The organism is Pseudomonas sp. 06C 126 (assembly GCF_001855215.1).
GTDB classification, from domain to species: Bacteria; Pseudomonadota; Gammaproteobacteria; order Pseudomonadales; family Pseudomonadaceae; genus Aquipseudomonas; species Aquipseudomonas proteolytica.
Map to the genome: position 1 here is coordinate 164,474 of NZ_MIFU01000119.1, position 25,149 is coordinate 189,622.

The 25,149-nt window shown below is 61.5% G+C and carries 17 protein-coding genes; 6 read left to right on the forward strand and 11 right to left on the reverse strand.

Annotated elements, in window-relative coordinates:
- Positions 1-96 precede the first annotated feature (96 nt).
- Positions 97-906 (forward strand): helix-turn-helix domain-containing protein, encoded by an 810-nt coding sequence (locus tag BHC62_RS23425; protein ID WP_029294569.1) that lies wholly within the window; start codon positions 97-99, stop codon positions 904-906.
- A gap of 103 nt (positions 907-1,009) precedes the next feature.
- On the opposite strand, the gene BHC62_RS23430 is transcribed toward BHC62_RS23425, so the two are convergent.
- The 8 genes from BHC62_RS23430 to eutH all read right to left on the reverse strand — a co-directional run bounded on the left by BHC62_RS23430 (position 1,010) and on the right by eutH (position 10,115).
- Positions 1,010-3,847: a TonB-dependent receptor gene (locus BHC62_RS23430; protein WP_070996314.1), complete on the reverse strand. Its 2,838-nt coding sequence runs from the start codon at positions 3,845-3,847 to the stop codon at positions 1,010-1,012.
- Between the two features lie 97 nt (positions 3,848-3,944).
- Positions 3,945-4,910, reverse strand: coding sequence for a FecR domain-containing protein (locus BHC62_RS23435; protein ID WP_029294565.1), 966 nt, complete (start codon positions 4,908-4,910; stop codon positions 3,945-3,947).
- Positions 4,907-5,413 carry a sigma-70 family RNA polymerase sigma factor gene (locus BHC62_RS23440; RefSeq protein ID WP_070996315.1) on the reverse strand — a complete coding sequence of 169 codons (507 nt, stop codon included), beginning with the start codon at positions 5,411-5,413 and terminating at the stop codon, positions 4,907-4,909. The genes BHC62_RS23435 and BHC62_RS23440 overlap by 4 nt, the downstream gene beginning before the upstream one ends.
- An 81-nt stretch (positions 5,414-5,494) precedes the next feature.
- Complete coding sequence (locus BHC62_RS23445; protein WP_070996316.1) at positions 5,495-6,514, reverse strand: LLM class oxidoreductase; 1,020 nt, start codon at positions 6,512-6,514, stop codon at positions 5,495-5,497.
- 23 nt (positions 6,515-6,537) lie between these two features.
- Positions 6,538-7,173 carry a glutathione S-transferase family protein gene (locus BHC62_RS23450; RefSeq protein ID WP_070996317.1) on the reverse strand — a complete coding sequence of 212 codons (636 nt, stop codon included), beginning with the start codon at positions 7,171-7,173 and terminating at the stop codon, positions 6,538-6,540.
- Between the two features lie 252 nt (positions 7,174-7,425).
- Positions 7,426-8,277, reverse strand: coding sequence for a DUF1989 domain-containing protein (locus BHC62_RS23455; protein WP_070996318.1), 852 nt, complete (start codon positions 8,275-8,277; stop codon positions 7,426-7,428).
- A gap of 180 nt (positions 8,278-8,457) precedes the next feature.
- Positions 8,458-8,814 (reverse strand): DUF1937 family protein, encoded by a 357-nt coding sequence (locus tag BHC62_RS23460; protein ID WP_070996319.1) that lies wholly within the window; start codon positions 8,812-8,814, stop codon positions 8,458-8,460.
- Positions 8,815-8,870: 56 nt separating this feature from the next.
- Positions 8,871-10,115: an ethanolamine utilization protein EutH gene (gene eutH / locus BHC62_RS23465; RefSeq protein ID WP_029294550.1), complete on the reverse strand. Its 1,245-nt coding sequence runs from the start codon at positions 10,113-10,115 to the stop codon at positions 8,871-8,873.
- Between the two features lie 387 nt (positions 10,116-10,502).
- Here eutH and BHC62_RS23470 point away from each other — a divergent pair, with 387 nt between their 5' ends.
- Complete coding sequence (locus BHC62_RS23470) at positions 10,503-11,282, forward strand: DeoR/GlpR family DNA-binding transcription regulator (protein WP_070996320.1); 780 nt, start codon at positions 10,503-10,505, stop codon at positions 11,280-11,282.
- A gap of 4 nt (positions 11,283-11,286) precedes the next feature.
- Here the strand turns inward: BHC62_RS23470 and BHC62_RS23475 are convergent, their stop codons facing one another.
- The 3 genes from BHC62_RS23475 to BHC62_RS23485 are packed head-to-tail and all read right to left on the reverse strand — an operon-like array spanning position 11,287 to position 15,362.
- The gene (locus tag BHC62_RS23475; protein ID WP_070996321.1) at positions 11,287-12,702 is read right to left on the reverse strand and encodes an FGGY family carbohydrate kinase; all 1,416 of its coding nucleotides are present in this window, start codon (positions 12,700-12,702) and stop codon (positions 11,287-11,289) included.
- 25 nt (positions 12,703-12,727) lie between these two features.
- On the reverse strand, positions 12,728-13,966 hold the full coding sequence (locus BHC62_RS23480) for an NAD(P)/FAD-dependent oxidoreductase (RefSeq protein ID WP_070996322.1): 1,239 nt from the start codon (positions 13,964-13,966) through the stop codon (positions 12,728-12,730).
- Complete coding sequence (locus BHC62_RS23485; RefSeq protein WP_070996323.1) at positions 13,953-15,362, reverse strand: NAD(P)/FAD-dependent oxidoreductase; 1,410 nt, start codon at positions 15,360-15,362, stop codon at positions 13,953-13,955. Before BHC62_RS23485 ends, BHC62_RS23480 begins: the two co-directional genes overlap by 14 nt.
- A gap of 625 nt (positions 15,363-15,987) precedes the next feature.
- Between BHC62_RS23485 and BHC62_RS23490 the strand changes: the two genes are divergently transcribed.
- From BHC62_RS23490 to BHC62_RS23505, 4 genes are all read left to right on the forward strand, one after another.
- Positions 15,988-16,503, forward strand: coding sequence for a sigma-70 family RNA polymerase sigma factor (locus BHC62_RS23490; RefSeq protein WP_070996324.1), 516 nt, complete (start codon positions 15,988-15,990; stop codon positions 16,501-16,503).
- Positions 16,500-17,435 (forward strand): FecR domain-containing protein, encoded by a 936-nt coding sequence (locus BHC62_RS23495; protein ID WP_070996325.1) that lies wholly within the window; start codon positions 16,500-16,502, stop codon positions 17,433-17,435. Before BHC62_RS23490 ends, BHC62_RS23495 begins: the two co-directional genes overlap by 4 nt.
- 65 nt (positions 17,436-17,500) lie before the next feature.
- A complete protein-coding gene (locus BHC62_RS23500) occupies positions 17,501-19,912 on the forward strand; it encodes a TonB-dependent siderophore receptor (RefSeq protein WP_070996326.1) in 2,412 nt (803 codons plus the stop codon).
- Positions 19,913-20,128: 216 nt separating this feature from the next.
- Positions 20,129-25,123, forward strand: coding sequence for a glycosyltransferase (locus tag BHC62_RS23505; RefSeq protein WP_083335478.1), 4,995 nt, complete (start codon positions 20,129-20,131; stop codon positions 25,121-25,123).
- Positions 25,124-25,149 lie beyond the last annotated feature (26 nt).

Genomic DNA, 25,149 nt, shown 5'->3' on the forward strand with positions numbered 1-25,149 from the left:
GCCCCAATAAGCTGCACATTAGTGATAACGTCGTCGCCATCTCAATGACCTGTGAGGTCATGGACGCCAACCGCCCCGCCCTGCCAGAGTCAACCCATGAGCCGCCCACCTTTCCCCCGAGCCACGCCCGATACCAATGCCGGCACGCAACTGCGGCAGTTGCGCCGCGAGGCGAAATTGAGTCAATTGGAGTTGGCGCTGATCAGCGGTATTTCCCAGCGCCATTTGAGCTGTATCGAAACCGGCCGGGCCAAGGCCAGCCCTGGCACCTTGCACAACCTGCTCGGGGCCCTCGACGTGCCGCTGGAACGCTGCAACAGCCTGTTCCTCGCGGCCGGCTACGCCCCACGCTATGAGGCTACGCCGCTGGCTGCGCCGGCGATGGATGCCATTCGGGAGGCCATCAACCATGTGCTGAAGGCCAACAACCCAGCACCGGCCATCGTGCTGGGCAGCCACTGGGAAGTACTCGCCGCCAACGCCAGCACCCAGGTCCTGTTTGACCTGGTGGGCCTAGCGCCCGACGCAGCACAAGGCCTGAACCTGTTGACGACCCTGCTGCAACCGGGTGGCCTGGGCGACCATTTGCTCAATGCCGACGAAATCCGCAACCTCGCCTGGCAACGGGCGGCCCGGGAAGCATTGGGCAACCCGGCCCTGGCCACGCTGCTGGAAAGCCTGCCGGTGCCACAAGGCTCGACAACACTGACCCATGAACTGCCGCCACTGGTGCTGACGCGCATCAATTCGCGGCAGGGGCAGTTGGACTTCATGTCCACCTTCACCACCTTCGGCATGCCCCAGGACATCACCGTCACCTCATTGCGGATCGAGCACCTGATCCCGGCCAACCCCCACACCTGGCACGTCATGACTGCCGCCTACGAACATTCTCTAACCTTGTAGGAGCGGTGTTTCAGGACGGGCATCCGCTGCTGATACAGCGCTTTCGCGAGCAAACCCGCTCCCACGGAGGACCTCTGCCGGGCGCAGAATTTGCGCCACGCCATCAGAACTTGGTCACCAGCCCCATACGCAACGTGCGCCCCGGCGCCGGCATGAAGCTCTGGGCCAGCGGGTCCAGGTAGTAACGATTGGTCAGGTTATCCAGCGACACATTGAGATTGGTGTGGTCCTGCCACTTGTAGTTGAGGAACAGATCCACCAGCGCCACTTCGCGGTAGACCAGTTGCGGGGTGGTGGCGCCGGTCTGCCAGGATTTGTCTGCGGTGACGGTCGGGCCCGAGGTGTAGGTCAAGCGCCCGCCAACGGTCAGGGTCTGGTCGAAGAAGCGTAGGCCCGAGGTCAGGTTGCCGGCGACCCGTGGCGGGTTCTGGGTGTTGGTGTACGAGCCCATGAAGCTGCCCGGCGTGCAGTTGGGGGTGTCGTCAAGCTTCTGCCAGCGGGTGGAACTGGCCCGCAAGCGCGCGGCGAAGGCCGAGTCGCAGGTTTCGGTCTTCAGGTAGTAGGTCGACGACAGATCGGCAAATACCCAGCCGGCGTCGTATTTCGATTGCAACTCCAGGCCACTGGTCTTGAAGCTGTCGGTATTGCTGAAGTTCATCAGGCCCATCAGCCCAGGGCTTGGGTCGTAGTAACGGGTCACGTAGTTCTTGATGGTGTTGTTGAAGTACGCCAGCTTGATCGCCGCCGTGTCGTTGTCCGTCAGCAGGCCTTTTTGCAGGGTGCTCGCACCGATTTCCCAGTTGCTCGAACGCTCCGGTTTCAGGCCCTTGCCAGGCATGGTCTGCAAGGTGCCCTGGCTGGTTTCGAACAGCGAGGGCATGCGCAGGCCCTGGGTGTAGGAGGCGTAGATAAAGGTATCCGGCGCGATCTCATAGTTGATGCCGATGGCCGGTGAAAAGGCGCCCTTGCTGTCGCTCTGCTTGCCCGAATAGGTGTAGCCGGTGACCACCTCGCCCACCTGTGACGGATAGACCCGTGTGCCAATGCCCCCGTAGTCGTTGTAGCGCGGGCCGTCGAATGGATTGTTGGTGTCGCTGAAGACAATCCCGTTGTTCAGGCGCGGGTCGGTGGCGTCGGTGTATTGGCCGTTTTCGTCGGGGAACCACAGCATGTTGCCGTAGCTGCCCGGCTTGATCACATTCACGTAGCGCAACTCACGCTCCTCGCGCTGGGCGGTGGCGTGCGGCACATGGTCCTTGGTGCGGTAGTAGGTGTAGCGCCCGCCGCCCCACAACGTCAGTTCTTCAATCGGCTGGTACTCCAACTTACCGTTGAGGCTGAACTCCTTGCGCGAACCGTCACGCAGGCTGCGGTTGGCGTTGATATCGTTCTGCGTGGTGACCACGCCCTTTTGCGGCTGCAGCTCCTCGAGCTGGAACGAGCCCCCCAGGTCCAACTTGAAATCGCCGTATTGCGTTTCAAAACGCGAGGTATTGGCCAGGTCCCCGCCGATGCGCCGATCGGCCTGGCGGGTCCAGTTGCGGTCCGAGCGATAGGCCTGGGATTTGGGCGCCAGCACCGAGGTCAACTGACTGGTCTGGGCGTCGGTCATCCATAGGTTGGTCGTCAGGTCCACCAGCATATTGCCCGTGGGCAGGTAGTGATAACGGGCGGTGTAGGTATCGATCTGGGTGCGGCCGCGCGGGTACTGGTAGATGCCACCGGTGCCGAAACGGAAGATGTCCGACGGCATGATCTCGCCTATGCGCCCATCGTAACGGATGTAGCCGAAGTCGAAGGTGTGGTCGTCGGCCGGGCGCAGGGTGGTCTTGAGCAGGATCGATTCGGTCTCTGCCGAGGAGTTGAGCACCTCTTCACCGGGGTTGTAGGTGGTGGCCACCGTCATGTTCTCGCGGCCATAGCGGTCATAGGTGCGGTAGCGGTCCTGGCCGTGCTTGCCGGAGAAGTAGTTGCCCTGGTTGCGATGGGCGTAGGCCGCCACCACGTCGAACAGCTCGTGGGTGTAGGCAAACGCCGCGCTGCCCGACTCCGAATCGGAACCGAACAGGCCGCCACGATGCTGGTGCGGCTCGGAATACAGGCTTTCGGTGGCCGAATGGCTGTTGCGCGAGGCAGGCTCCACGCCGTTGTTCCACACGTCGCCCTTAAGGCGCAGGCCCACGTTCTTGCCATCACGCAGGATGTCATCGACACCCAGGGTGCGGATCGCTACCGTGCCGCCGATGGCGCTGGAGGTCAGGCTGGGGCCCTTGTCGATGGCCACGTCACTGACCAGGTCGGGGTCGATGTAGCTACGTTGTTGCGTGCCTGCATAACCGCGATAGACATCCAGCGCCTGTTGCGAGCCATCGACCGTGACCGCGACCCGGCTTTGCCCCTGGATCCCGCGGATATTCACATCCAGGCCGCCGCCATTGCGGCTGTCGCCCACCTGCACCCCAGGCTGGCCCTTGAGCAAATCGCCGGGGGAAATCACGGCAAAGCGCTGCACTTCTTCCGGGGAGATGTAAACCGCTGAACGTGGCGCCGAGTAGACGGCTTTCTTCTGAAGGTCCTCGCCGGTGACTTTCTGCGACGGCAGCACCACCGCAGTGGTTGCCGGGTGCAATTGAACACTGCCATCGGCCTGACGCTGAAAACTCAGGCCGGTGCCCGCCAGCAGCTGCGCCAGGCCCGCTTCGGTGCTGAAATTGCCGTGCAGGCCGTTGCTGCGCTTGCCCGCCGTCAGCGTCGAACTGCCCGCCATGCTGATACCCGCCTGCACGCCAAAGCGCGAGAGCGCCTGGTCCAAGGGACCGGCGTCGATGCTATAGGGCTGACGCTCGGCCTGGGCGAAAACCGCGGTGCTGTACAGCGGTTGCAGGCTGAGTAATAACAGACCCAATGTGCGGGTGCGCAAGACACTTGCGGGAGAAATCATGCAGGGCTCCTAGAGGTGAAGGCCCACCTGTCTCGGTGGGTTATTCCTATAGGCCAAGCGAGTTTTGAAAAACTGCGGGGGGAACGTAAAAAAATTTTCAGACCGGCACCACAGTCACCCAATAGCGGGTACGACGCTCGATGCGCACCGGCAACGCTTGGGCCACCAACGCCAGCGCAGCATCGGTGTCGTCCAGCTGGAAGCTCCCGGTCACGCGCAACCCCGCCACCTGCTCGCTGCAGCGCAAGACGCCCGGCCGGTAGCGGGAAAGTTCGGCGAGCAGCACATCCAGGCGCATACGCTCGGCAGGCAGAATCCCGCGCAACCAGGCCTGGGCCAGAAACCCATCGCTCTGGCGTGGCGCGCCCACACCCTGGCGATCCACCCGGGTCTGCCACCCCGCCGCCACCGCGACTGGTGACGGGTTGCGCGGCGAACTCACGTCGACCCAGCCGCGCAATACGGTAATCCACGTGCCCTGCTGATCGTGGCGCACCAGCAGATTGGCCTCCCGGCTGCTCAGTAGCGCATCCGGCGTGACCAGTTGCAGCGGGCGTGACTCGACCTGTGCATCCAGCGCCACCTCGCCCTCGATCAACTGCACACTGCGCAGGTAGGCGCTGAAGTCCAGGCTGACGGCACTGGCGGTGTTCAGCCACAGTGAACTGCCATCGGCCAGGGTCCAGCGATGGCGCTCACCGGTCGCCGTGCGGTACGTGGCAAAGGCTGCGCGCACCAGCGTCGAATCGGCGCCCTGCCACGATAGGCCACCCAGCAGCCCCAGCCCCAGCAAGCACTTGAGCACCTGCCGGCGCCGTAGCGGATCAGCCCCGGCAGATTCCAATGCCCGCCGCGCGGTGGCATCCGCCAACAGGTGGGCACCGGGCTGCAGCGTCAGGGGCAAGCTGGTGACGCGTTGCCAGGCGTATTCGTGCTCGGCGCTCGCCAGTCGCCATTGCTGCAACGCCTGGTGATCGGCCGGGCTCATCATTCCGGACTCAAACCTGACGATCCAATCGATAGCCTTTTCGCGGATTTTCGGTGCAACCGCAATGCCCGTCATTCAAAACGACTCGCGTAGCACACGCTGAAAGCCTTGCCCATCGCCCGCTGTACCTGGGCCACGCTCAAGCTCAATTGCGTAGCGATCTGCGGGTACGTCAGGCCATCGAGCTGGGACAAAAAGAAGATCTTGCGCACCTGCATCGACAAGCCCACCAGCAGCGAGTCGAGTTGCAGCAGGGTTTCGATCATCAGGTAACGCGTTTCGGGCGACGGTTCCTCAGCTTCGGGGCGCGCGGCGAGTGCCTCGAGGTAGGCCCGTTCAATGGCCTGGCGGCGCCAGCGGTTGATCAGCAAGCCATTGGCGATCGCGGCAAGAAATGCCATGGGTTGGCGCAACTCACGCACATCCTGCTGCGTGCGCAACACGCGGATGAAGGTGTCGTGCGCCAGGTCTTCGGCATCGGCGCTGTGCCCCAGGCGACGCTGCAACCAGCCGCGCAGCCAGGAGTGATGACGGGTGTAGAGTTGTTCGACGGGCGAGACGAGACTGTCGTCGTACATGTCAGGTCCAATGAGCAGTAATGATAATACTTCTCATTTTAGTGTCTGGACCTGACGCTTGTACAGCGCCCGCTGCTACCACTATTGCAGATGGGGTTCGGGGCCAGCCAGTGCCGCAAACAGCGGCAACACCTCTTGCGCCAGTTCCTCAATGATCTCGGCCACCGGGCGCTGGGCCATCTGGATCCCGAGGGCGGCATGATTGACGCCCGCTTCACGCCACTCGCCAAGCAGGTCGATCAGGCCCTTGCGCCCGGTCTTGAGCACATAGCCACCTTGCATGGGCGTCCGCGGGAAGTCCGGGTCATCGGCCAGGTCGATCCATTCATTGGTCATATGCGGGCGGAAGCCACCCCCTGGAATCCCATCGCGCCAGGCGCGGATTTTTTCCGCCAGGCGCCTTGGCCCCATCACGTTATGGGTGCTGTCCGGGTAGGTCAGCCAGCCATCGGCCTGCTCCCCCAGCCACTGCATCGACTGGCGCGACGACCCGGTGACAACCAGGGGAATGCGCCCCGTTACCGGCTTGGGCAACAAGTACGCATCGCTCAGTTGCCCAAGGGGTGACTCAATAGTGGGCGCCGTGGCCGCCAGTAATTGCCGGAAGTAGTCCACCGACTGCGCAAAACGCTCGGCACGCGCACCGTGCTCCAGGCCATAGGCCGGAAACTCCACGGCACGGTCGCCCGAGGCGATGCCCATCACCAGCCTGCCACCGGACAATCGATCAATGGTCGCGGCGGCCTTGGCCAAGTCAATCGGATGACGCAACGAGAACACTGCACTGCCGGTCACCAGGGTAATCTGCCGGCTATGGGCGGCCAGGTAGCCCAGATAGGTAAACGGATCGAACACTTGGCCCGCATCGCCAAACGAAGGATCGAACAAGGGCACGTCGCGCACCCAGACTGCGGCAAAGCCCAGGCGATCGATCTCGCTGACCCATTGCGCCTGGCCGGCGAGGACCGCCATGTCGCCCTCATAGAAACGCAGCGGCAGGAAGATCCCCAGGGTCAGTTGATCCGGCGCAAACATGCGCCGGTAGCCGGGGTGGTTGGCAAAGGCCGACGCGTTGGCGCCACAGGTGGCGGTGGAGTTCATACAGGGTCCTCGGAATGGGCCACTCAGGGGCCGGTGGCAGGGGCAGGCAGGCGGATACCGCGTTGCACGGCCGGGCGCAGGTTGACCCGCTCATACCAAGCGCTCAGGTGCCGGTACTGACTGAAATCGAAGGCAATCACCCGGGCAATGTGCATCCAGCCAAAGGTCGCAATATCTGCGATGGAATAGGCCTGCCCTGCCAACCAGGGGTTGGCGGCCAATTGTTGGTCAAGGGTGGCAAAGGCCGCTTCGGTCAGTTGCCGATAACGCTGGATTGCCGTGGCGTTGGCGCTGTCGTCGAACAGTTCGAAATGCACGCGCTGGCCCAACAACGGCCCCACGCTTGAACTGTGAAACATCAACCAGGTAATCGCCGCCCAATGCGCCGGGCCGGCAGGGGGCAACAGTTGCCCGCTCTTTTGCGCCAGGTACAGCAGGATCGCGGCGGACTCAAACAGGGTGATGCCAGCGCCGCGGTTAACCAGTACCGGAATACGCCCATGGGGATTGAGCGCCAGAAAATCCGGATGACGATGCTCGTCGTGATCGATCTGGACATGACGCAGGGTGTAGGCCAGGCCCATTTCTTCGAGGGCGATGGTGATCTTGAAACCATTGGGCGAGCTGTCGGTGTAGAGCACCAGATCAGGGCTGTGCATGGTCGGTTTACCTCACTCAAGCTAACTTCGGCGAAATTGCTTGAACGCCATACTAGTGAGGTAAAAGTGGGCGTGGAAACGATACGTTCTTAACCACTGTTTTAGATTTTCTAAACCCTTCTGTGGGAGCGGGCTTGCCCGCGATAGCAGTGTGTCAGCAAGCTAGTGTGCCGATTGATCCACCGCATCGCGGGCAAGCCCGCTCCCACAGAAGCCCCACATAAAGCAATAGCGCGTTCCTTCCCCACTCGATTATTTTTCCCACGCGGCCTTGGGAATCAACAAGCCGTGATTGCCGTTGTACGCGGCGCGCTCAGGCGACTTCCAACCCTCCAGCAACCCGTCGTCGAGCCGGTAGACTTCCACCCCCAGCGGCCGGCACACCGTCAGCGGGTCCTGGGCATCCGGGCCCCACATCGGCAGCGACAGGTCACCGCCCGGGCAGGTGGACAGCGCACACAACAAGTCAATCTCGGCAAAGAACTCCAGGTAATCGCCTTGTTTGGCCGGGCATGCCTTCATGAAGTACATGTCGTCGTGATTCAGGCCGGTGCACTGGAAGATATTCAACACGTCGTGCACATCAAACTCGGTCAGGCCATGGGGCAATACGGCGCGGGTCAGGTTGGAATGGCAATGATGGTGGAAGTCCTCGCCGGTGAGCATCTTGTTCACGTAGGGATCGCAACGCGTGCCCAGCAGATCGTGCAGGCGCCCGCCGTGCTCGTCGATGCCGTAGCCGGCCAGGCTGTCATCGGTGATGGTGACCATCGGCCGCAGGAACGGCAGGTTCGACCACAGGCGGTCGTAGGTGCTGACATGGGCGCCTTGCAGTTGGCGGGTGCGCGCAGCCCACATGCGCTCGCGCGGGTCATTGGCATTCCACACATTGAAATCGCCGACCTGCGGCCCGACCGGGGTGGTCACGCGGAACACATGGCCGGCCGGTACCTTCCACGCGCGACCGGTGCGGATCGGCACGTCGAACTGCTCGACCAGGGTGCGCCCTGCCCCGCACTCGCGCACACGGTCGTAAAACGCCTTGTCGACCTGCAAGGCTGCACCCTTGCTGACTTGGTAAGCGGCGGGATAGTCCTTGTACATGGTGGGATCCTCGTTGGCAGGGTTTGGCAAAACCATACAACGGGGCGGGCGTGACTTGAAGAGCACACACAAACCAATGTGGGAGCGGGCTTGCCCGCGATAGCGGTGGGTCAGGTTAGAAATACTTGACTGACACACTGCTATCGCGGGCAAGCCCGCGCCCACAAGGGTTATACGTTGTCAGATGAACTCGTTAGAAACTTCCGACCACAGGCTGACCTTCTGCCCACGATTCTTGAAGAACTCGATTTCGCGCTTGATCCCCGAGCTCAGGTCCCAGCCCGGCAGGTCGAGGATGATCAGCTCTTGCATCATGTCCATGAACAGCGCATCCACCGGTGCCCACAGCTTGCCGATGGTGGCGCTGTCCTTGCCTTCAAACGCCAGGTTGATCGGGTGCGACATCGACACCTGGCTAAACACCCCATGACCCGACTCGATGATTGTGGCCGCCACCTTGTTGCACTGGATAAAGCGCTCATGGGTGACCGACGCATCGGCATGGCTGTAGGGGCAGGCCAGAAAAATCTTTCTCATTGTTACCTCAGGGCAAGGCAAGGGCTCGCACCCTTGCGGTGATTAAACGGTTGGCGTCATACCGGCTGGGCGACTGGTACACCCGCTGCGTCGGCCTCTTCGCGCTCGCGTTCCTGGGCTTCGTAGCGCTGGGCGGCGGGCACGGAGATCTTGATCGCGATTGCCACGGCGAGCAGGCCACCGAACAGCTTGGCCAGCAGGATCGGCATGATCAGCGTCGGCTGGAAGTTGGCGGTAAAGGCCAGGTGATCACCAATGGTCGCTTGCGCGCAGACACCCAGGGCCACGCACAGGACCTTGTCCCGGGCATTCATCTTTTTGAACAGGTGATACACCGCGATGATATTGGCAAACACCATGACAAACGCCGCCGCGCCATCGGCCGACAGCCCGATGTGCTTGCCCAGCACTTGCATGGGTTTCTTGCAGTAGCGATTGAACAGGTAGCAGATGGGGAAAGTACCGGCGAGCATGATGCCGATATAGCCGGCAATCTCGATGGCGCGGAACAATTCCTTCTCGTCCGCGAACATCGGGTCGAAGCCCCATACGCCGAAGTTTTTCATGAAGAAGCCAGTGAAGTGCTCGACGATGGCCAGCGCCAGGACGATCTTGATAAACGCGTCCATCAACTTACCGAACACCAAAAACCCGGCCACCATCCACGACGCCCGATACCGCAGGCCGGCAGCCAGCAGGAAACAGAACACAAACAAGGGCGCGAGCAAGCGCACGCAGTCGACAAAACCCAGGCTCAGGTAATGCAGGGCCGGCGAGGTGGTGGAGACGATGTCACGCACCGGCAGGTTGAAGGCCGTGATCATCATCAGCGACGCAAGCACCGCAAACGGGATGCTGATCAGCCCGGCCATGGCCCCCAGCGCCAGGTACTTGTGGTCCTTGCGCTCGAGCATCATCAGGCCGACCGGGATCAGGTAGACGATGGTCGCACCGGAGGTGTAGCCCACGATCATAGCGGTGATCCACATGTCGCGGTTCGCCGCCAGGGCATCGGCAAGCTGGTAGCCACCCATGTCCACGGCGATGATCGACAGTGCCGCAATGGACACGTCGGAACCCATCGCACCAAAGTACGGCCCCAGGGCCACCTCGATGAACTTGGACAGGTACGGGATCGCCACCATGATGCCCGCCTGCGCCAGGAACACCGGGCCGATGGAGTGGATGCCGTTGACAAACTCCTTGCCCAGGCCACTGTCGGGCTTGATCACGGACGCAAACGCGCCCACCACCGCGCCGATCATGATCAGGTAAATAACGTAGTTGCCGAATTCCGCCATTGCTTTCGCTCCATCTGTACTGAATCAATTGTTTTTGTAGGAGTACGCCCCAGTTCGGTCGCTCCATTGGCCAAACGCGTTTTACAGCCCCATTTGTTGCGCTTTCACACCCTATAACTAACCACTTCCCATGCCAATCGTGTGTTTCTTGTGGTTTTGCGGGTTAAACACACTGGAATCGGTCAATTCTATTGCGTAATCTCTGGTCATACCTTTCAAGGCAGCGGACTCTAAGCCCGTGAACGGCAAACGCCAATACCAAGTTCACGCCATCTGCGCTGGCGCTCAAGCGCCCCAACACACGCTGCTGCGGCATCATTTGAGTGCCTCGGTAACAGCGCTGCGCACCGCTGGCGCACTCACGTAGCATCAAGAGGATCGATCCCCATGCGCCCCAATGAAAGACGCCAACATATCCTTGAGCTGCTACGCCAGCGTGAACGCATTTCAGTCGATGAGTTGGCGCGCACCCTCAGCACCTCGCAAGAGACCATTCGCCGCGACCTCACGGCCCTGGCCGACGATGGCCAGGTCACCAAGTTCCATGGTGGTGCCTCGCTGCCACCCAGCGGCGAACATGAGAACGCCTTCCAGACCCGGATGAACGAATTCTCCCAGGAGAAACGTGCGGTGGCGCGGTTTGCCGCCGGGCTCTATGCGCCGGGCGACAGCCTGCTGATCGATACCGGTACCACCACCCTGTTCTTTGCCCGTGAACTGGCAAAGCTCAACCGCATCACGGTCATTACCAACTCCTTGTTGATCGCCTCCGCCATTGGCGCCAGTGGTAATCGCGTATTCATGATCGGTGGCGAATACCGCCCTGAATCGGAACAGAATATCGGCGCCCTGGCCATGGAGCAGATCGCGCGCTTCAACGCAGAGCATGCGGTGGTCACCATTGGCGCCTTGAACACCGACGGGGCGTTCGACTTCTCCATCGAAGAGGCGGAAATCACCCGCGCCATGATCGCCCGCACGCGCTACCTCACGGTCATTGCCGATTCCTCGAAGATGGGCAAGCGCGCGTTGTTCCAGGTATTCCCGCTGGAACGCATCGACCGCCTGATCATCGACCGCAAACCCTTGGGTGAACTGGCCAAGGCCCTGGCCGAGGCCCAGGTGGAAGTCCTGGAGGCCCCTGCCCTGAGCCGGCCGGAGTGGTAAGCCGTCAGCGCCAGTCGCGGCAACGGGTCACCGCATCGCTGAACGTGACACGCCACTGCTGGGCTTGCGCGGCACTGACTTTCGGGTGAAAGCTGGTGCTGGTGTTACGCGGCGGCTTGAGGGCCACGCCAAGGCCTTTGGCTGCCAGCGCTGCGCAGCCGAACGCCGTCAGCTCATCGAAGCGCTGGGTGACGATGCAACGCTGCAAGGCATCAGCAAGGAACTGCGCAAAATATGGACTGCGCGCCAGGCCGCCATCGATGGACAGGTGATCGGTGACGCTGAGAAAACCGTCCATGGCCGTGATCACTTCAACACTGCGCAACGCCACGCCTTCCAGCACGGCCTGGCACATATCCTGGCGCGTGGTGCTGCCATTCATGCCCACCCACAGGGCTGCCGCGCTGCGGTCCCAGTGGGGGCAAGCGAGCCCGGACAACGCCGGCACAAACGCGAGTTGGCGACCAATGGCCGGCGGTTCGTCGAAGGCCGCCAGCTCTGAAAAATCGCTGAACAAGCCAAGCCGCCCGGCCCACTCCACGGCGGCGCTGGCATCGTAGACACCACCGTCCATGGCATACGTGGGCTTGCCGTCGATCTGCCAGGCGATGGTTGCCAGCAGGCCTTTGTCCGGCGCTCGGATGATCTGCTCGCCCGTCAAGGTCAGGGCGAACGCCCCCGTACCGTAGGTGATCTTGGCGTCGCCCTCGTTGCGGCAACCATGGCCATACAGTGAGGCTTGCTGGTCGACAATCGAGGCGGTGACCGGGGTGGCGCCGATCTCGCCAAAGTGGCCGACGGTGTCGCGGATCTGCGGCAACGTTTCCATGGGCACGCCAAACAGCTCGCAGAGCTGGCTGTCCCACTGCCCGGTCGAAAGGTTCATCAGCGAAGTGCGCGAGGCGGTCGTGACGTCGGTGGCAAAGACCCCGGTCAGGCGATCGAGAAAGTACGCATCGGTGGTGCCCAGGCGCAGCCGCCCGGCTTTCAAGGCGCTTTGCGCAGCCGGCAGGTTGCGTACGATCCAGGCCAGCTTGCTCGCCGAAAAATACGGATCCAACGGCAACCCCGCACGCTCCAGGGTCAGGGCTTCGCCCCCGTCGCCGCGCAACTGGGCGATCTCGGCCGAGGTGCGATTGTCCTGCCAGACGATCACCGGGGATAACGGCTCGCCGGTCTTGGCATCCCACGCCAGGCAACTTTCACCCTGGTTGGCAATACCGATGGCATCCACCTGGCCGGTGGCCTCCAGACAACGCTGCAGGTTATTGAGCAACTCCAGTGGATCATGCTCCACCCAACCGGGGTGGGGATGGTGTTGCTGATGGCGCAACGAGAGCTGGATATCAGCAGACCCATTGTCACTCACCACCAGCACACGGGTGCTGGTGGTGCCTTGATCGAGCGCGGCAATCCGCATGTTAAAGACTCCTCGGCAGGTCTTGTTAGTGGCCGACAAAGTCGACTTCGAGTTGCTGTACGCCCTGGGGCAGGTTCAGGCGGGCGATGGGGATCAGGATCCGCCGCTCCGGCAACCAGCTGCCGGCACGCGACCAGATTTGCGTGCCATCGGCCCGTACCACCAGGCGCCCTTTCACCTCACGGCTGACCCGCAGTTGCAGGTGCTGCATACCCGCCACGGCAGACGGGCTCAAGCGTTGCGGCACGCAGAGTTTCAAGTCGCCCTGGCAGGCGATCTCGACGCTCGGCGCACCAGCCGGCAAGTGCCCCTGCAGGTCGCGGGCGATCATCGTAGCGATCTTATGGCCTTCGCGAAACGACCAGCCTGCCGTCTCGACAGGACGCAGCAGATTACCCGCGGCAAAGTAGGCCGGATCACTGCAGCGCCCGTATTGATCGATGTGCGGGCCACCGCTTTTCGGGTCAAGCCGCAGCTCGCTCAAGCGCACCAGGCTGGATTCGGGGGTGAACTGGCCGGTGAGCAGCACGCCGTCACAGTCCAAGGTGGTGGTCTGGCCGTCAGCCAGGCGCACGGTCGCACCCTCCACGCGCCCGGTGCCATGGATCTGCAGCAGTTGCGCGCCGAAATGCATCGGCACCCCGCACAACCGCGGAAACAGCGACAACGGCCAGCGCGCCGTGGCCCGCTGATTGGCCTCGATCATCGCCACCGGCTGGATCCCGGCACGTCGGCAGCTCATGACCGCCGACAGGCTGACCAACTCGGTACCGACAATCAACGGGCGCTCAAAGGGCTTGAGGTGTTCCAGGTACAGATAGGACTGGAACGCACCGGTATTGATGACCCCCAGCGGGCGGTCGCCGCCCAGCAGGCGCGCCGAGCGCGGCGTTTCCCGGGCCCCGGTGGCGATCAACACCCGGCGTGCCTGGATAACCCTGGCGCCCTCCGGGCTGACCAGTTCCAGGCGCCCGCCCTCGCCCATCTGCGTCACCGAGTGCTTGACGCGGATCTGCACCCCTGCCTTCAACGCCTGCGCGACGTTTTTGCGCGCATAGGCCGGCCCCGTGTAGAGCCTGCCGTATTCACGCAGGCCAAAAGGCGGATGCCCACAATGGCGCGGGATGCCACCCGCCTCGGGCTCACGCTCCAGCACCACGACCTTGTCGACGCCCAGCTTGCGCAGGGTGATCGCCGCCGACAGCCCCGACGGGCCGCCACCGATAATCGCGACATCAATGTTTTCGACTTCAATGGGCTGCATGACAAACACCTGTTGCAAGGGGAACGGCCAGATGGCCAGCGCTCAACTGCGCCACTCGCGCGCCACAATAAAAGCCCTGGCAGCGCCCCATGCAGGCCCGCGTGCGGCGCTTCAAACCACCCAGGTCACCGGGCGGCAGCGCACTGGCCAAGGCATTCTCGATTTCCCGCAGCGTCACCATTTCACAGTGGCAGACGATTTCGCCGTAGCCCGGGCGCTGATAGTCGCGCGGCAAATGTTCGGCAAGGTTGGGCAGTGTCGGCCATTGCAGGATTTGCGCAGGGACCGGTGTGTGCTCGCGTTGATAAAGGCTGAACACGTGCCGGGCAATGCCCAGCGCCGCGGTCAGGCCGGTGGAGCGGATGCCGCCGACGCTGATCCAGTTCTTGCCTTCGACCCGCTGCACCCGGTACTCCTTCTTTTCCGTGGCGGGGCGCAGCGCGGCATAAGTGGCGGTGACCGGCATGCCTTCGAGCGCCGGAATCCGCTCGACGGCGGCGTCCACCAATTGACGCAGCACATCGCCGTCGAGGCCGGCGTGCACGCGGTCTTCCTGTTCTTCGGCGGTCGGCCCCACCAGCAGGTTGCCGTAGACCGTACGGGTCAACACGATGCCTTTGGTGCGTTCATTGGGCACCGGCAGGATGATGTTGCCCAGATAGCGCGCGGCGGCCTTGTCGAATACCACGAACTGACCTTTGCGCGGGTGAATGGAAAAGCTCGATGCGCCCAGCAACTGTTGCTCGAGCACATCGCCAAACAACCCGGCGCAGTTGATGATCGTGCGCCCCCGGATAAACCCGTTGGTGGTCTCCAGGGCCCAGAGTTCGCCGTCGAAATAACCGCCATTGACCTCGGTATTGAAGCGCACCTGTGCCCCATGGATCATCGCCTGGAGCAGATACCCCAGGGGCGCCGACCACGGGTCGATCAGAAACTCACCGGGCACCTCGACCGCCCCCAGGGCATTGTGTGCCAGGTTCGGCTCCAGGGCGCGCACCCGCTCGCGGCCGATCAGGCGGACATCGGCAATCCCATTGGCGTGCGCCTGCTCGACGATGCCTTGCAGCTTGCCCAGGTCCTCCTCGTTCCAGGCCACCACCATCGCGCCGGTCTTGAGCAGCGGCAGCGACATCTTCTGGTGGATCTGCAGGTATTCCTGGTAGCCGTCCTTCATGCATTGCAGCTCCAGGCTGCCGGTTGGCGCATCGAAGCCGGTGTGCAAAATCGCGCTATTGCCTTTGCTCGCTCCAGACAGAATGTCCGGGCTTTTTTCCAGCAACAGCACCCGCGCCCCTTCCAGGGTAAAGCGCCGGACCATCGCGCATCCCACAACGCCACCGCCAACAACGATGACGTCGTAGATACCACTCTGATTCGGGAAGGGTTTGGTCATGATCAAGCCTATGGTGAAGTGAGCGCAGGATGTGCCCGGGGTAGGTGCAGGGCATATGCCACTGACTGAACCCAGGTTGGAATGACCGATTGGCCAAGGCGGTTCATTCACAGCCCAGCGGCTGCGTCGTCGGTCGCGCCCAACCTCCCAGGCAAACACCGAGTGTTTATTGATGCCGGCGCTTTAAACGCAACGAGGAAAAACTGACCGATTCGTTGCGCATAACCCCGGCTCGGTCAAAACGACGTTACTGTGGATTCGGTCAATACGCCAAAAAAGTGCTACCCGACTACCCGCCCACATCAAGCATTGCTACTTTTTCACACCCGGCCTGCCTAGATTGCGGTTTACAGAGCTGGCGTAAAGGGGTTTTCGAGCGTTAATTGGCTCAATATCGCCAGCCATTACGACTGTTCAGTCACTCAATCCAAATAATATTGACCGATTTACAACCACTAACCACATAGAATCCGAGGTATTAACCAATACCGCCTCCAGAAGTTTTTTGGCTACCTCTATAAAGACGTCGAAAGGACCGTTCCTGAGACCAAGCTTGCCTCGCCCATTGCAGCTCTCCGCCAGAAACAACTAGAATAAGATTAATTCCCACTTACGAATTTTTCGCATGAAACCAGCCCAGCCCGCCGAAGCCGCGACGCTTGAAGCCCTGTACCGCGGCTACCACGGCTGGCTGTTAAGCTGGCTGCGCCGCCGTATGGATTGCTCCCATCACGCCGCCGATGTGGCGCACGACACATTTATCCGTCTGCTGTCGGCCGGGCAGTACGTGGCGCCCCGCGAGCCGCAGGCCTACCTCGCCACCGTGGCCCGCCGTCTGTTGATGGACCGCAATCGCCGGCGCCGCCTGGAGCGGGCCTACCAGGACGAACTGGAACGCTGTGCCCAGTACCTTGAGCAGGCGCCCTCGCCCGAGCAGATCCTGCAGGCAGTGCAAGTGCTCGAAGCGATTGACCGGGCCCTGGCGCGCATGAAGCCGCGGATCCGCGAGACCTTTATCCTGCGCCACCTCGATGGCCTGGATCAGGCCCAGATCGCCGAACGTCTGGGGGTTTCGTTACGTACCGTGCAACAGGACCTGGTGCACGCCCTGCTGGTCTGCGACGCGTGCGCCCAGCCATGAATGCGGCCATCCTGCGCGAGGCTGCCCAATGGCTGGTGCGCCTCGACCATCAGGCCGACGCCGCTAGCCAGCAGGCCTTCCATGCCTGGCTCGCCGCCGACCCACAACATCCACTGGCTATCGCGCGCCTGCAGGGCCACCTGTCGCCCCTCAAGCAGGCTCCGGCCCGTGCGGCATTGCGCCGGGCACGCCAACCGAAGGCGATCAAGGGCCTGGCCCTGAGCCTGTTGATCGGCCTGCTCGCCCTACCAGCCTATCAGTACAGCCAGCGCGGCTATCTGTTCGCCGACCTCAGCACCGCCAGCGGCCAATGGCAGCAACAACGCCTGGCCGATGGCAGCACCCTGCAACTGGATGGCGGTTCGGCGGTGGACCTGGACTTTGACGCCAACCAACGCCGGGTGCGCCTGCTGCACGGTGAATTACTGGTGGACGTGGCCAAGGATGCCCAGCGCCCGTTTTATGTCGATACCCCACAAGGCAGCATTCGCGCCCTGGGCACGCGCTTTATCGTCGAACGCAGTGGCGAGGCAACGGTGGTCAGGATGCTCGAATCGTCTACGCGCATCGACAGCGCCACCCAGCAATTGACCCTCAACCCCGGCCAGCGCGTACGACTCGATGCACAAGGCCCGGGCAACGTAGAAAAATTCGATGCCCGCGCCCATGAAGCGGCCTGGAACACCCATCAGTTGCTGGCCAACGACGAGCCCCTGACGGATGTGCTGGAGCGCCTGGGCCGCCATCGCAGCGGCCTGTTGTTGTTCGATCGCCAGGCCCTGCAAGGCCTGCGGGTCACGGTGATGCTGCCGTTCGACGACCCGGCGCGCGCCTTGCGCCTGCTCCAGCGCACGCTGCCGATCGAGGTCAGCAACTACACCCCATGGGTCACTCGCGTGTCGTTGAAAAACAGCGCGAACAATTCTCAATAAAGTCTGCGTGTTTTCGGTTTTGCCGCGTCCTTTCCTTGGCCAACATCCAAAGGAGCACCGATTACATGTCTTCCAACCCCTCCACCCGTGGCAGCCTGCTGCTGGCCAGCCGCTTGCTGCTTGGCTGCCTGCCGCTGGCACTGCCGGCCTTTGCCTACGCGCAGCAACAGGTCCAGGCCTTCGATATAGCCCCTGGCCCCCTCAGCGAAGTCCTGAGCCGTTACGCCCAGGCTGCCGGCGCACCGATTGCGTTCCAGTCGCAACAGGTGGCCGGTCTGAACAGTGCTGGCGTGCGCGGCAGCTACAACGTGGAGGATGGCTTTGCCAAGGTCCTGGAAGGCACCGGCTTCGCCGCGCAGGCCAGTGCCGATGGCTACCAGTTGCAGGCACTGCCCCAAGCCAATGGCACCCTGGCACTGGCTGCCACCGAAATCACCTCCAACCAATTGGGCACCGTCACCGAGGGCACCGGGTCCTACACCCCGGGCACTATCGCCACCGCCACGCGCATGGTCCTGACGCCCAAGGAGACCCCACAGTCGATCACCGTGATCACTCGCCAGCACATGGACGACTTCGGCCTCAACGCCATTGACGATGTGATGCGCCACACCCCCGGCATCACCGTGTCGACCTATGACAGCGAGCGCACCAACTATTTTGCCCGTGGGTTTTCCATCGAAAACTTCCAGTACGACGGCATCCCGACCCTGCGCAACTCGGCCTACTCGTCGGGGCAGACCCTGACCGACATGGCGATCTACGACCGTGTGGAGATTCTCAAGGGCGCCACCGGCCTGCTGACCGGTGCCGGGGCGCCGGGCGCGACCCTCAACCTGATCCGCAAAAAGCCCACCCGCGACTTCAAGGCCAGTATCGAACTGGGTGCCGGCAGCTGGGATAACTACCGCTCCCAAGTCGACGTCAGCGGCCCTTTGACCGACAGCGGCAATATCCGTGGGCGCGCTGTGGCGGCCTATCAGGACAAGCATTCGTTCATGGAGCGCTACCAGCGCAAGACCAGCGTCTACTTCGGCTCGCTGGAAGCGGACCTCGATGACGACACCTTGCTGACCGTGGGCTTTGACTATCAGAACAACGATCCGCAAAGCTCGGGCTGGTCCGGCAGCCGGCCGTTGTTCAACACCAAGGGCGACCGCATCGACGTCAAGCGCTCGTACAACAACGGCGCCAAGTGGAGCCGCTGGGAACAGTACAACCGGGGTGCCTTCGCCACCCTGGAGCGCAGCTTCGCCAACGGCTGGGTAGCCAAGGCGCAAGTGACCCACCAACTCAGCGGCTACGACGCGCCCCTGGGTTCGATCCAGAGTGCGCCGAGCCCCGACACTGGCCTGTCGACGGTGTATGCCAACAAATTCACCGGCCTGACCCGCGCCAATTCCGCCGATGTATACCTCAGCGGCCCGTTCAGCCTGCTGGGCCGTGAGCATGAACTGGTCGTGGGTGGCTCGGCCTCCAACTCCCATTGGAAAGGCAAGGACTACGGCAGCCCCACACACGCCAATGGCAAAGTGGTGGACTTCTGGAACTTCGATGGCAATTTTGCCGAACCCGACTGGGGCGCGCCCACCTACATCAACGACCTGACCACCCGCCAAAGCGCGGGCTACATGACCTCGCGCTTCAGCCTGGCCGACCCGCTGAACCTGTTCCTTGGCGGCCGCGTCGCCAACTACAAACTGCGTGGCACCGACGACTCCACGGAAACCGGGCGGTTGGTGCCCTACGCCGGGGTGACCTATGACCTGAACGAAAACTTCACCGCCTACGCCAGCTACACCGACATCTTCATGCCGGAAAGCTACAACCGCGACCGTAACAACAAGCTGCTGGAGCCCTCCGAAGGCAAGAACTACGAGGGCGGCATCAAGGGTGAATTCTTCAACGGCCGACTCAATACCAGCCTGGCCTATTTTGAAGTACACCAGAGCCACCGTGCAGAACCCGACGCCGAATACAACGCCGCGCCGACCAACCCGTCCGTGGGTTATGCCTCCAAGGGCATCGAAGCCAAGACCAAGGGTTTTGAAGCAGAAATGTCCGGGGAACTGGCGCCCGGCTGGCAGGCCCAGGCCGGTTACACCCACAAGATCATCCGCGACGAAAGCGGCAAGAAAGTCTCGACCTGGGAGCCGCAGGACCAGCTCAGTTTCTACACCACGTACAAACTCAAGGGCCCCCTGGACCGCCTGACCGTAGGCGGTGGTGCGCGCTGGCAGAGTCGCAGCTGGCAAGAGCTGTACAACCGCTACAAAAGCAAAAATGAAGAGTTTGCCCAGGAGGCCTATTGGCTGGTGGACGTGATGGCGCGTTATCAGGTGACCGAGAATCTGTCGGCGACCCTGAACCTGAACAACGCCTTCGACAAGAAGTACTACACCAACATCGGCTTCTATAACACCGCTTATTACGGTGACCCGCGCAACGTGATGCTCACCACGCGCTGGAGCTTCTGAGCCACACGCAGGGTGTAGGTGTCACGCAGATCCCTGGTTTTCAACGCTCGATTGCAGCGGTTGAAAACCAGGGATTTTTTGCTTCAGAACAATCCCATGAAACATAAGGCAAATGGACTGCTGGCCGAGCGAGGGAATCACCTGCGGGAAATCGCTACACAAGGTTGAGACCACAACCGCCGTAGCCCCCTCTCGTACCTTCAGGCAGCCGACCTTATGACCACTGTTTCCAATCGCCTCCCCGCACACCCTAACCCGCTCGCCTTAGCCAATCCTGCCCAGGCGCTGGCGCTCGCTCGACCCAAGCGTGATGCCCCACCGCCGGCGCAATCGCCCCAAAGTGCGCGCGCTGACGGTGATCGCGCATTGGCCATGGAGTACCACTCGGCGCTGATCCTGGCCGCCAATCGCGAGAAAAATGTCACGATCAACACCATTGCGCCAGACTCCACCTTCGGCCAGTGGTGGGCGCATTTGCGAGACACCCTCAAATCCCCCGACGTGCGTCAGTGGATGGACGAAAAAGGCATCAGCCCGGACTCCATCACCCTCAATCTGAATACCGGCGAAATTTCTTTCAAGCGCCGACGTCATCTGGATCCCGAACAAAAGCGTCACACCCTTGGGCAAGACGACAGGCACTGGGCCGCGATCAGCGGGCCAATCCTGCAGGCCGCACGGGTGATTGATGCCGGCCACGGCGATACCACCTTCACCCCCCCGCAAAGCGACCTTGACCAGCCGGTTCCCTATTCGCTCGTGGGCAATTTTTACAATGAGCCACAGAACCTGACCGGGCCGTCCATGCGCCGGCGTGCAGAAGAGATAGACCGGGCCCAAGGGTTCAAGCAACTTGATCCGGCGACCGCAGGCACGTTGATTCAAGCGCGCAGCGACAACGCGCTCCTGGTCCAGAAGGCCTACCTGGGCGACGTCTACAACCGCAGCCAGGCCAGCAACCAACTGCGTCACCTGGCGAGCGCCGTAAAAGACGGCGGCCACAGTGCCGGGCAGATCAAAGATGAATTGAAGAACAGGACCGTCAGCCTGTCATTCGACGGCAGCTATCAGCCCGCCAATCGCGGCACCTGGAATGAGCTCAGCCTGTTGCAATTGCTGCAGGATCACGGCTGGGATATCCCCACCACCCACCAACAACTGGAAAACCTGGCAACTGCCCTTGGCACCCCGCCTCCCCAGGCTGCCCCCCATGGCAACCTGGGCGGTGCGCTGGCCTGGCCCGCCCCTCTTGACCAGGGCAGCCAGGCACAACTGCGCACGGACATAAGCGCCGGCAAGTTCGGCAATGTCTCGTTATCGCCCTTCAGGAGCGTGCTCGACTATCTGCTGAACAATCGGCCGATCACCCCTGAAGAGCTGCGCAATCCACGCCTGTTGATTGCCAACTTGATCAATTCGCCCAGGGGCCAGCAACTGGGGAATGCCATCGCATCCACATTCGAGGCGCGCAGCATCAAAGGCACTGCCAACGACTGGACCCTGGCGGCGATGAACGTGGAGCTGGACAGCGGCACGGGTAAACCGCCCAGCGAGATCCAGGGTTACCGACTGATCTCGCCGGCCAACACCGGCAAGTCGCCCGCCACCATCATCGAGGAATTGGCTGCCCACCTGCTCGACGTCGACCGAGCGTCGTCGCCGGAGAAGGCCCTGGTCCAGGCGCACTTGTTACTGGCCAACCGGGCGCCCGCCTTCCTGGTCAAGGACATTCCCAAACAGGTGGTGGTGGGCACCCACAGTTGGGTCAGCTTCGTCACAGCGACCGCGCGCATTGAAGCAAAAGCGCCAGGGGCAACGGCAACCATGACCTACGCACAAGTCATGCTCGAAGCCGAGACAGCGCCGATCACCGCTGAAGAGCGCCAGGTTGAATCTGCCGCGCAGAACGAAGCGATCAAGGACTGGGGAGTCGCCAACGGCATGCGTTACCCCGTGACCAAAGCCGAAGTCGATGCCGTGCGCGAGGCCTTCAATGCGCAGGTTCGCGAGCTACGCGAAGCTGCCGAATCGCCCCCCTCAGAGATGCCTACGACCAAGGCCATAGCCCTGGAGCAGTTGAAGAAAGCGCTGCCGGACATGGACCCGGCACTGTTCGAAAAAAAATGCATCGACTCGCAGCCATCCAGCAGGTTCTTTCCCGGCCCCTACTCGATACTGGATCTGTATATCGATGGCCGCGCACTGCTTGGCGCGCCGGTTTCGGCCGATAACTGGGGCGAATTTGGCCGGGGTTTTGTACAGGTTGTGACACTTGACCAAGTCAAGATTCCCGCTGATGGCCGACCGGCCGCCTGGGTCTCGTCTTCGAACGCGGTCGACTTCAACAAGGTTTTACCCAAGCTCAAAGACCTGCCGCGCCCGCTGGAAATCTTCAAAAAGACATTTGCCGATTACGCTCACACCGTCAAAAAAGCTACGTCGGCGCAAATCAAGCTGCTTATCTCGAAACTGCCGCTGGAAGATCGGGAGAACCTGGAGTTCGGCAAAATATCCGTGCGCAAGGAAATACGCTACCACCGTGCCGATCACCCGATTCGTGTGGAGCCGGGCGTGCTGCTGGTCGAGACCGAACGCAATGGCAAGGTCATGACCTACGCCATCGACCGCTTGAAAGGCACCGTGACTCGACGGCCAGATCAGGCCTACAAGGAGCTCGAGCCCCGCAGCAGCTTTGTGCACTACTCGGAAGGTAAACGCTTTGATACGGTCAAACCGACGGGGCAATCTTCGCCCGCAATAACAGATGAACAGCCAGCGGCACACAGCGCACCCAACAGTTTCAGTAGTCCCAGGACCCAGTACATTGCCGATGCGATAATCACCGATATGGAACTGCCGGCGGTCGAGGCCTACGCCAAAGGCGCAACAACCTTTCAGACAGAAGTACCGGCGTACAAAGTCCTTGAAGAAGTGGCGTTGAATCTGATCCCGTTCCGCTCCGCGATAAAGAACTTTATCGACGGAAAAGTCGGTAACGGCATTGTCGACCTGGCCTTTGATATCTTCGGTTTCGCCGTGGGCCTGGGGGCTGCGGCCAAAGGCGCGAAAGCCCTGGCTGTTGGGGCCTCGACCCTTTCAAAAGTTGCCAACGCCGGCAAGATCATTGGCCGGGCGGCAATCGGCGCGCTCAACCCATTGGGCGGTGTGGATGACTTGGCCCGCGGCGTGGTGAGCCTGGGGCGTACCGCTCACAAGGGAGTTAAATACCTGCGCGGTTCTTACCGCAGCATCAATCTGCTTGAACTGGCCAAAAAACCCGACCTGGCCGAAGGCACTTACAAGGCGCTCAATGGCGCCGCTGAAAGCAGAACCCTGGCTAAATTCGATGAGGCGACCCACAAGTGGTACGCCTTTGACCCACGTACAAAACAGGCCTACGGCAAAGCCCTGGAAAAATTTGCGGTGGATACCCCCAAGGCAAATGACCCCAACAGCCTGCGTGCTATCGGCAGCCAGGATGGCGCGCAAGCGGCAAGCCAAGAGCATGGCTTGGCGGCCACCGGCACGTTCAAGGTTGGGCAAGAAACGGTTGAGGGCCCGGTGGTGATGTTCCAAGGCAACTGGCATCAATACGACACGCTGAAAAAACGCGCCTTCGGCCCGCCGCTAAAAGACTTCAAAGCCAATCAGGTGGCCGCCAATGGCGAGGTGCGATCGCTCAACACCGACTTATTGGGTTATGAAGCCAAACATATCGTGCTAGACGAGCTCCAGCTCAAGGGCCCACAGAGCAATATCTATGTGGGCCGCAGCCGCAAGGAATATGTAAAAGTCGATGGGCAGTTGTATGAGTCGCGCTTGAGCGAAGGCCAGCGCGTGATCTGTCACGCGGGCGGCGCAGGCCCGGATATCCCCGTGCGGGACCTGGGTGCCGGCGGATGGGAACCCACCTCACGCAGCCACCGTCTGCTCGGCGGTACGGGAAATGCGCCCACGCCCTGGAAGCTTGGCGACAGCACTTATGTCGTGCCGATAGACGACATCAAAGTCACCAATAACCCACCTTCCCCCTACTCGCTCAACTACAAGGGCGTGGACCATAGCGTCACCTTCGACAGTTCAGCCGGTGCATGGAAAGCCACCAACGTCTCGACCGGTATTGAGGCGCACAGCGCTACGTATTTCTGGAGAAGTGGCAAAGGCAAATGGCAGCGGGGGCCGTTCAGTGAGTTGAAAAAGGCCAAGCAGACTGACGCCCATCACTTCCAGTTTGTAGATGTTGCCGCGCCGACAACGGTTTCCATCCCCAAAGATATAAAGCCCCTGCCCCAACAGCTGCACTATTTTTGGGCCGGGCAGAATATCCCGCCAAACCTGGTGGAAAACATGGCCAACAATGCAGCCAAGGTCCCGGGGTACAAATCCATCCTGCACGTGGATGCCGACAACCCCGCCATCTTTCAAAAAATAAAAGCTGACCTGGAGCGCAAAGCCCCTGGCCTGACCGTGATGAACCTCAATGACGATGAGGTGTTCAAGCAACTGAAAAATGGTGAAATGTACGACTACTTTCGCCAAGGACAAGGCAAGAACCTGGCGGCGGCCTCGGATGTCGCGCGCTATCCGATCATGAACAAATACGGCGGCATTTATCTCGATACCGATGATGTAATCCAAGCCAATATCGGCAGTGCCGTAGTGAATGCCGGAGCGAATGACGTCCTCCTTAATCGGCCTGTTGCCCATAGCCTCACGGACTACAAACCGTTCTACAACACCAGCAACTTTGCAACGCAACCTGGCAACCCGGTGATTAGCCAAGTGATCGCCGATATGGACAAACGATTTGCCGAGAACAAGGCCTATTTCGCCGCTAATCGGCCCACGGCCTCCAGAGGGGCCGATGGTCGTGTGCAATACACCCCGGAATTCGCAGCCTATGAGCGCAAGATTTTCGATACGGTGGGCCCCAACCTGTTCAATGACATCCTTAAATCGAAACGACCGGACATGTACGACCTGGGCTTTGATGGCCTCACCAAAGAATCAAAGCTCGTCGACGGGCGGGGCGTCTCATCCGGGCCAATCGTCAACATCGAAGCCAACGCTCGCAATTACTACCAGAGCAAAGGCATTACCCCACCCGACCTGCTCGGCCTAAAGGTGCAAAGGGCCAAGGAGCATTACATGCCGCTGTACCACCAGTTCAAAGTCAAGATTGGCGCTGAACACTCCTGGATCAACGCCTAGCGGCTGAACCGTGCACCGTTCGACCC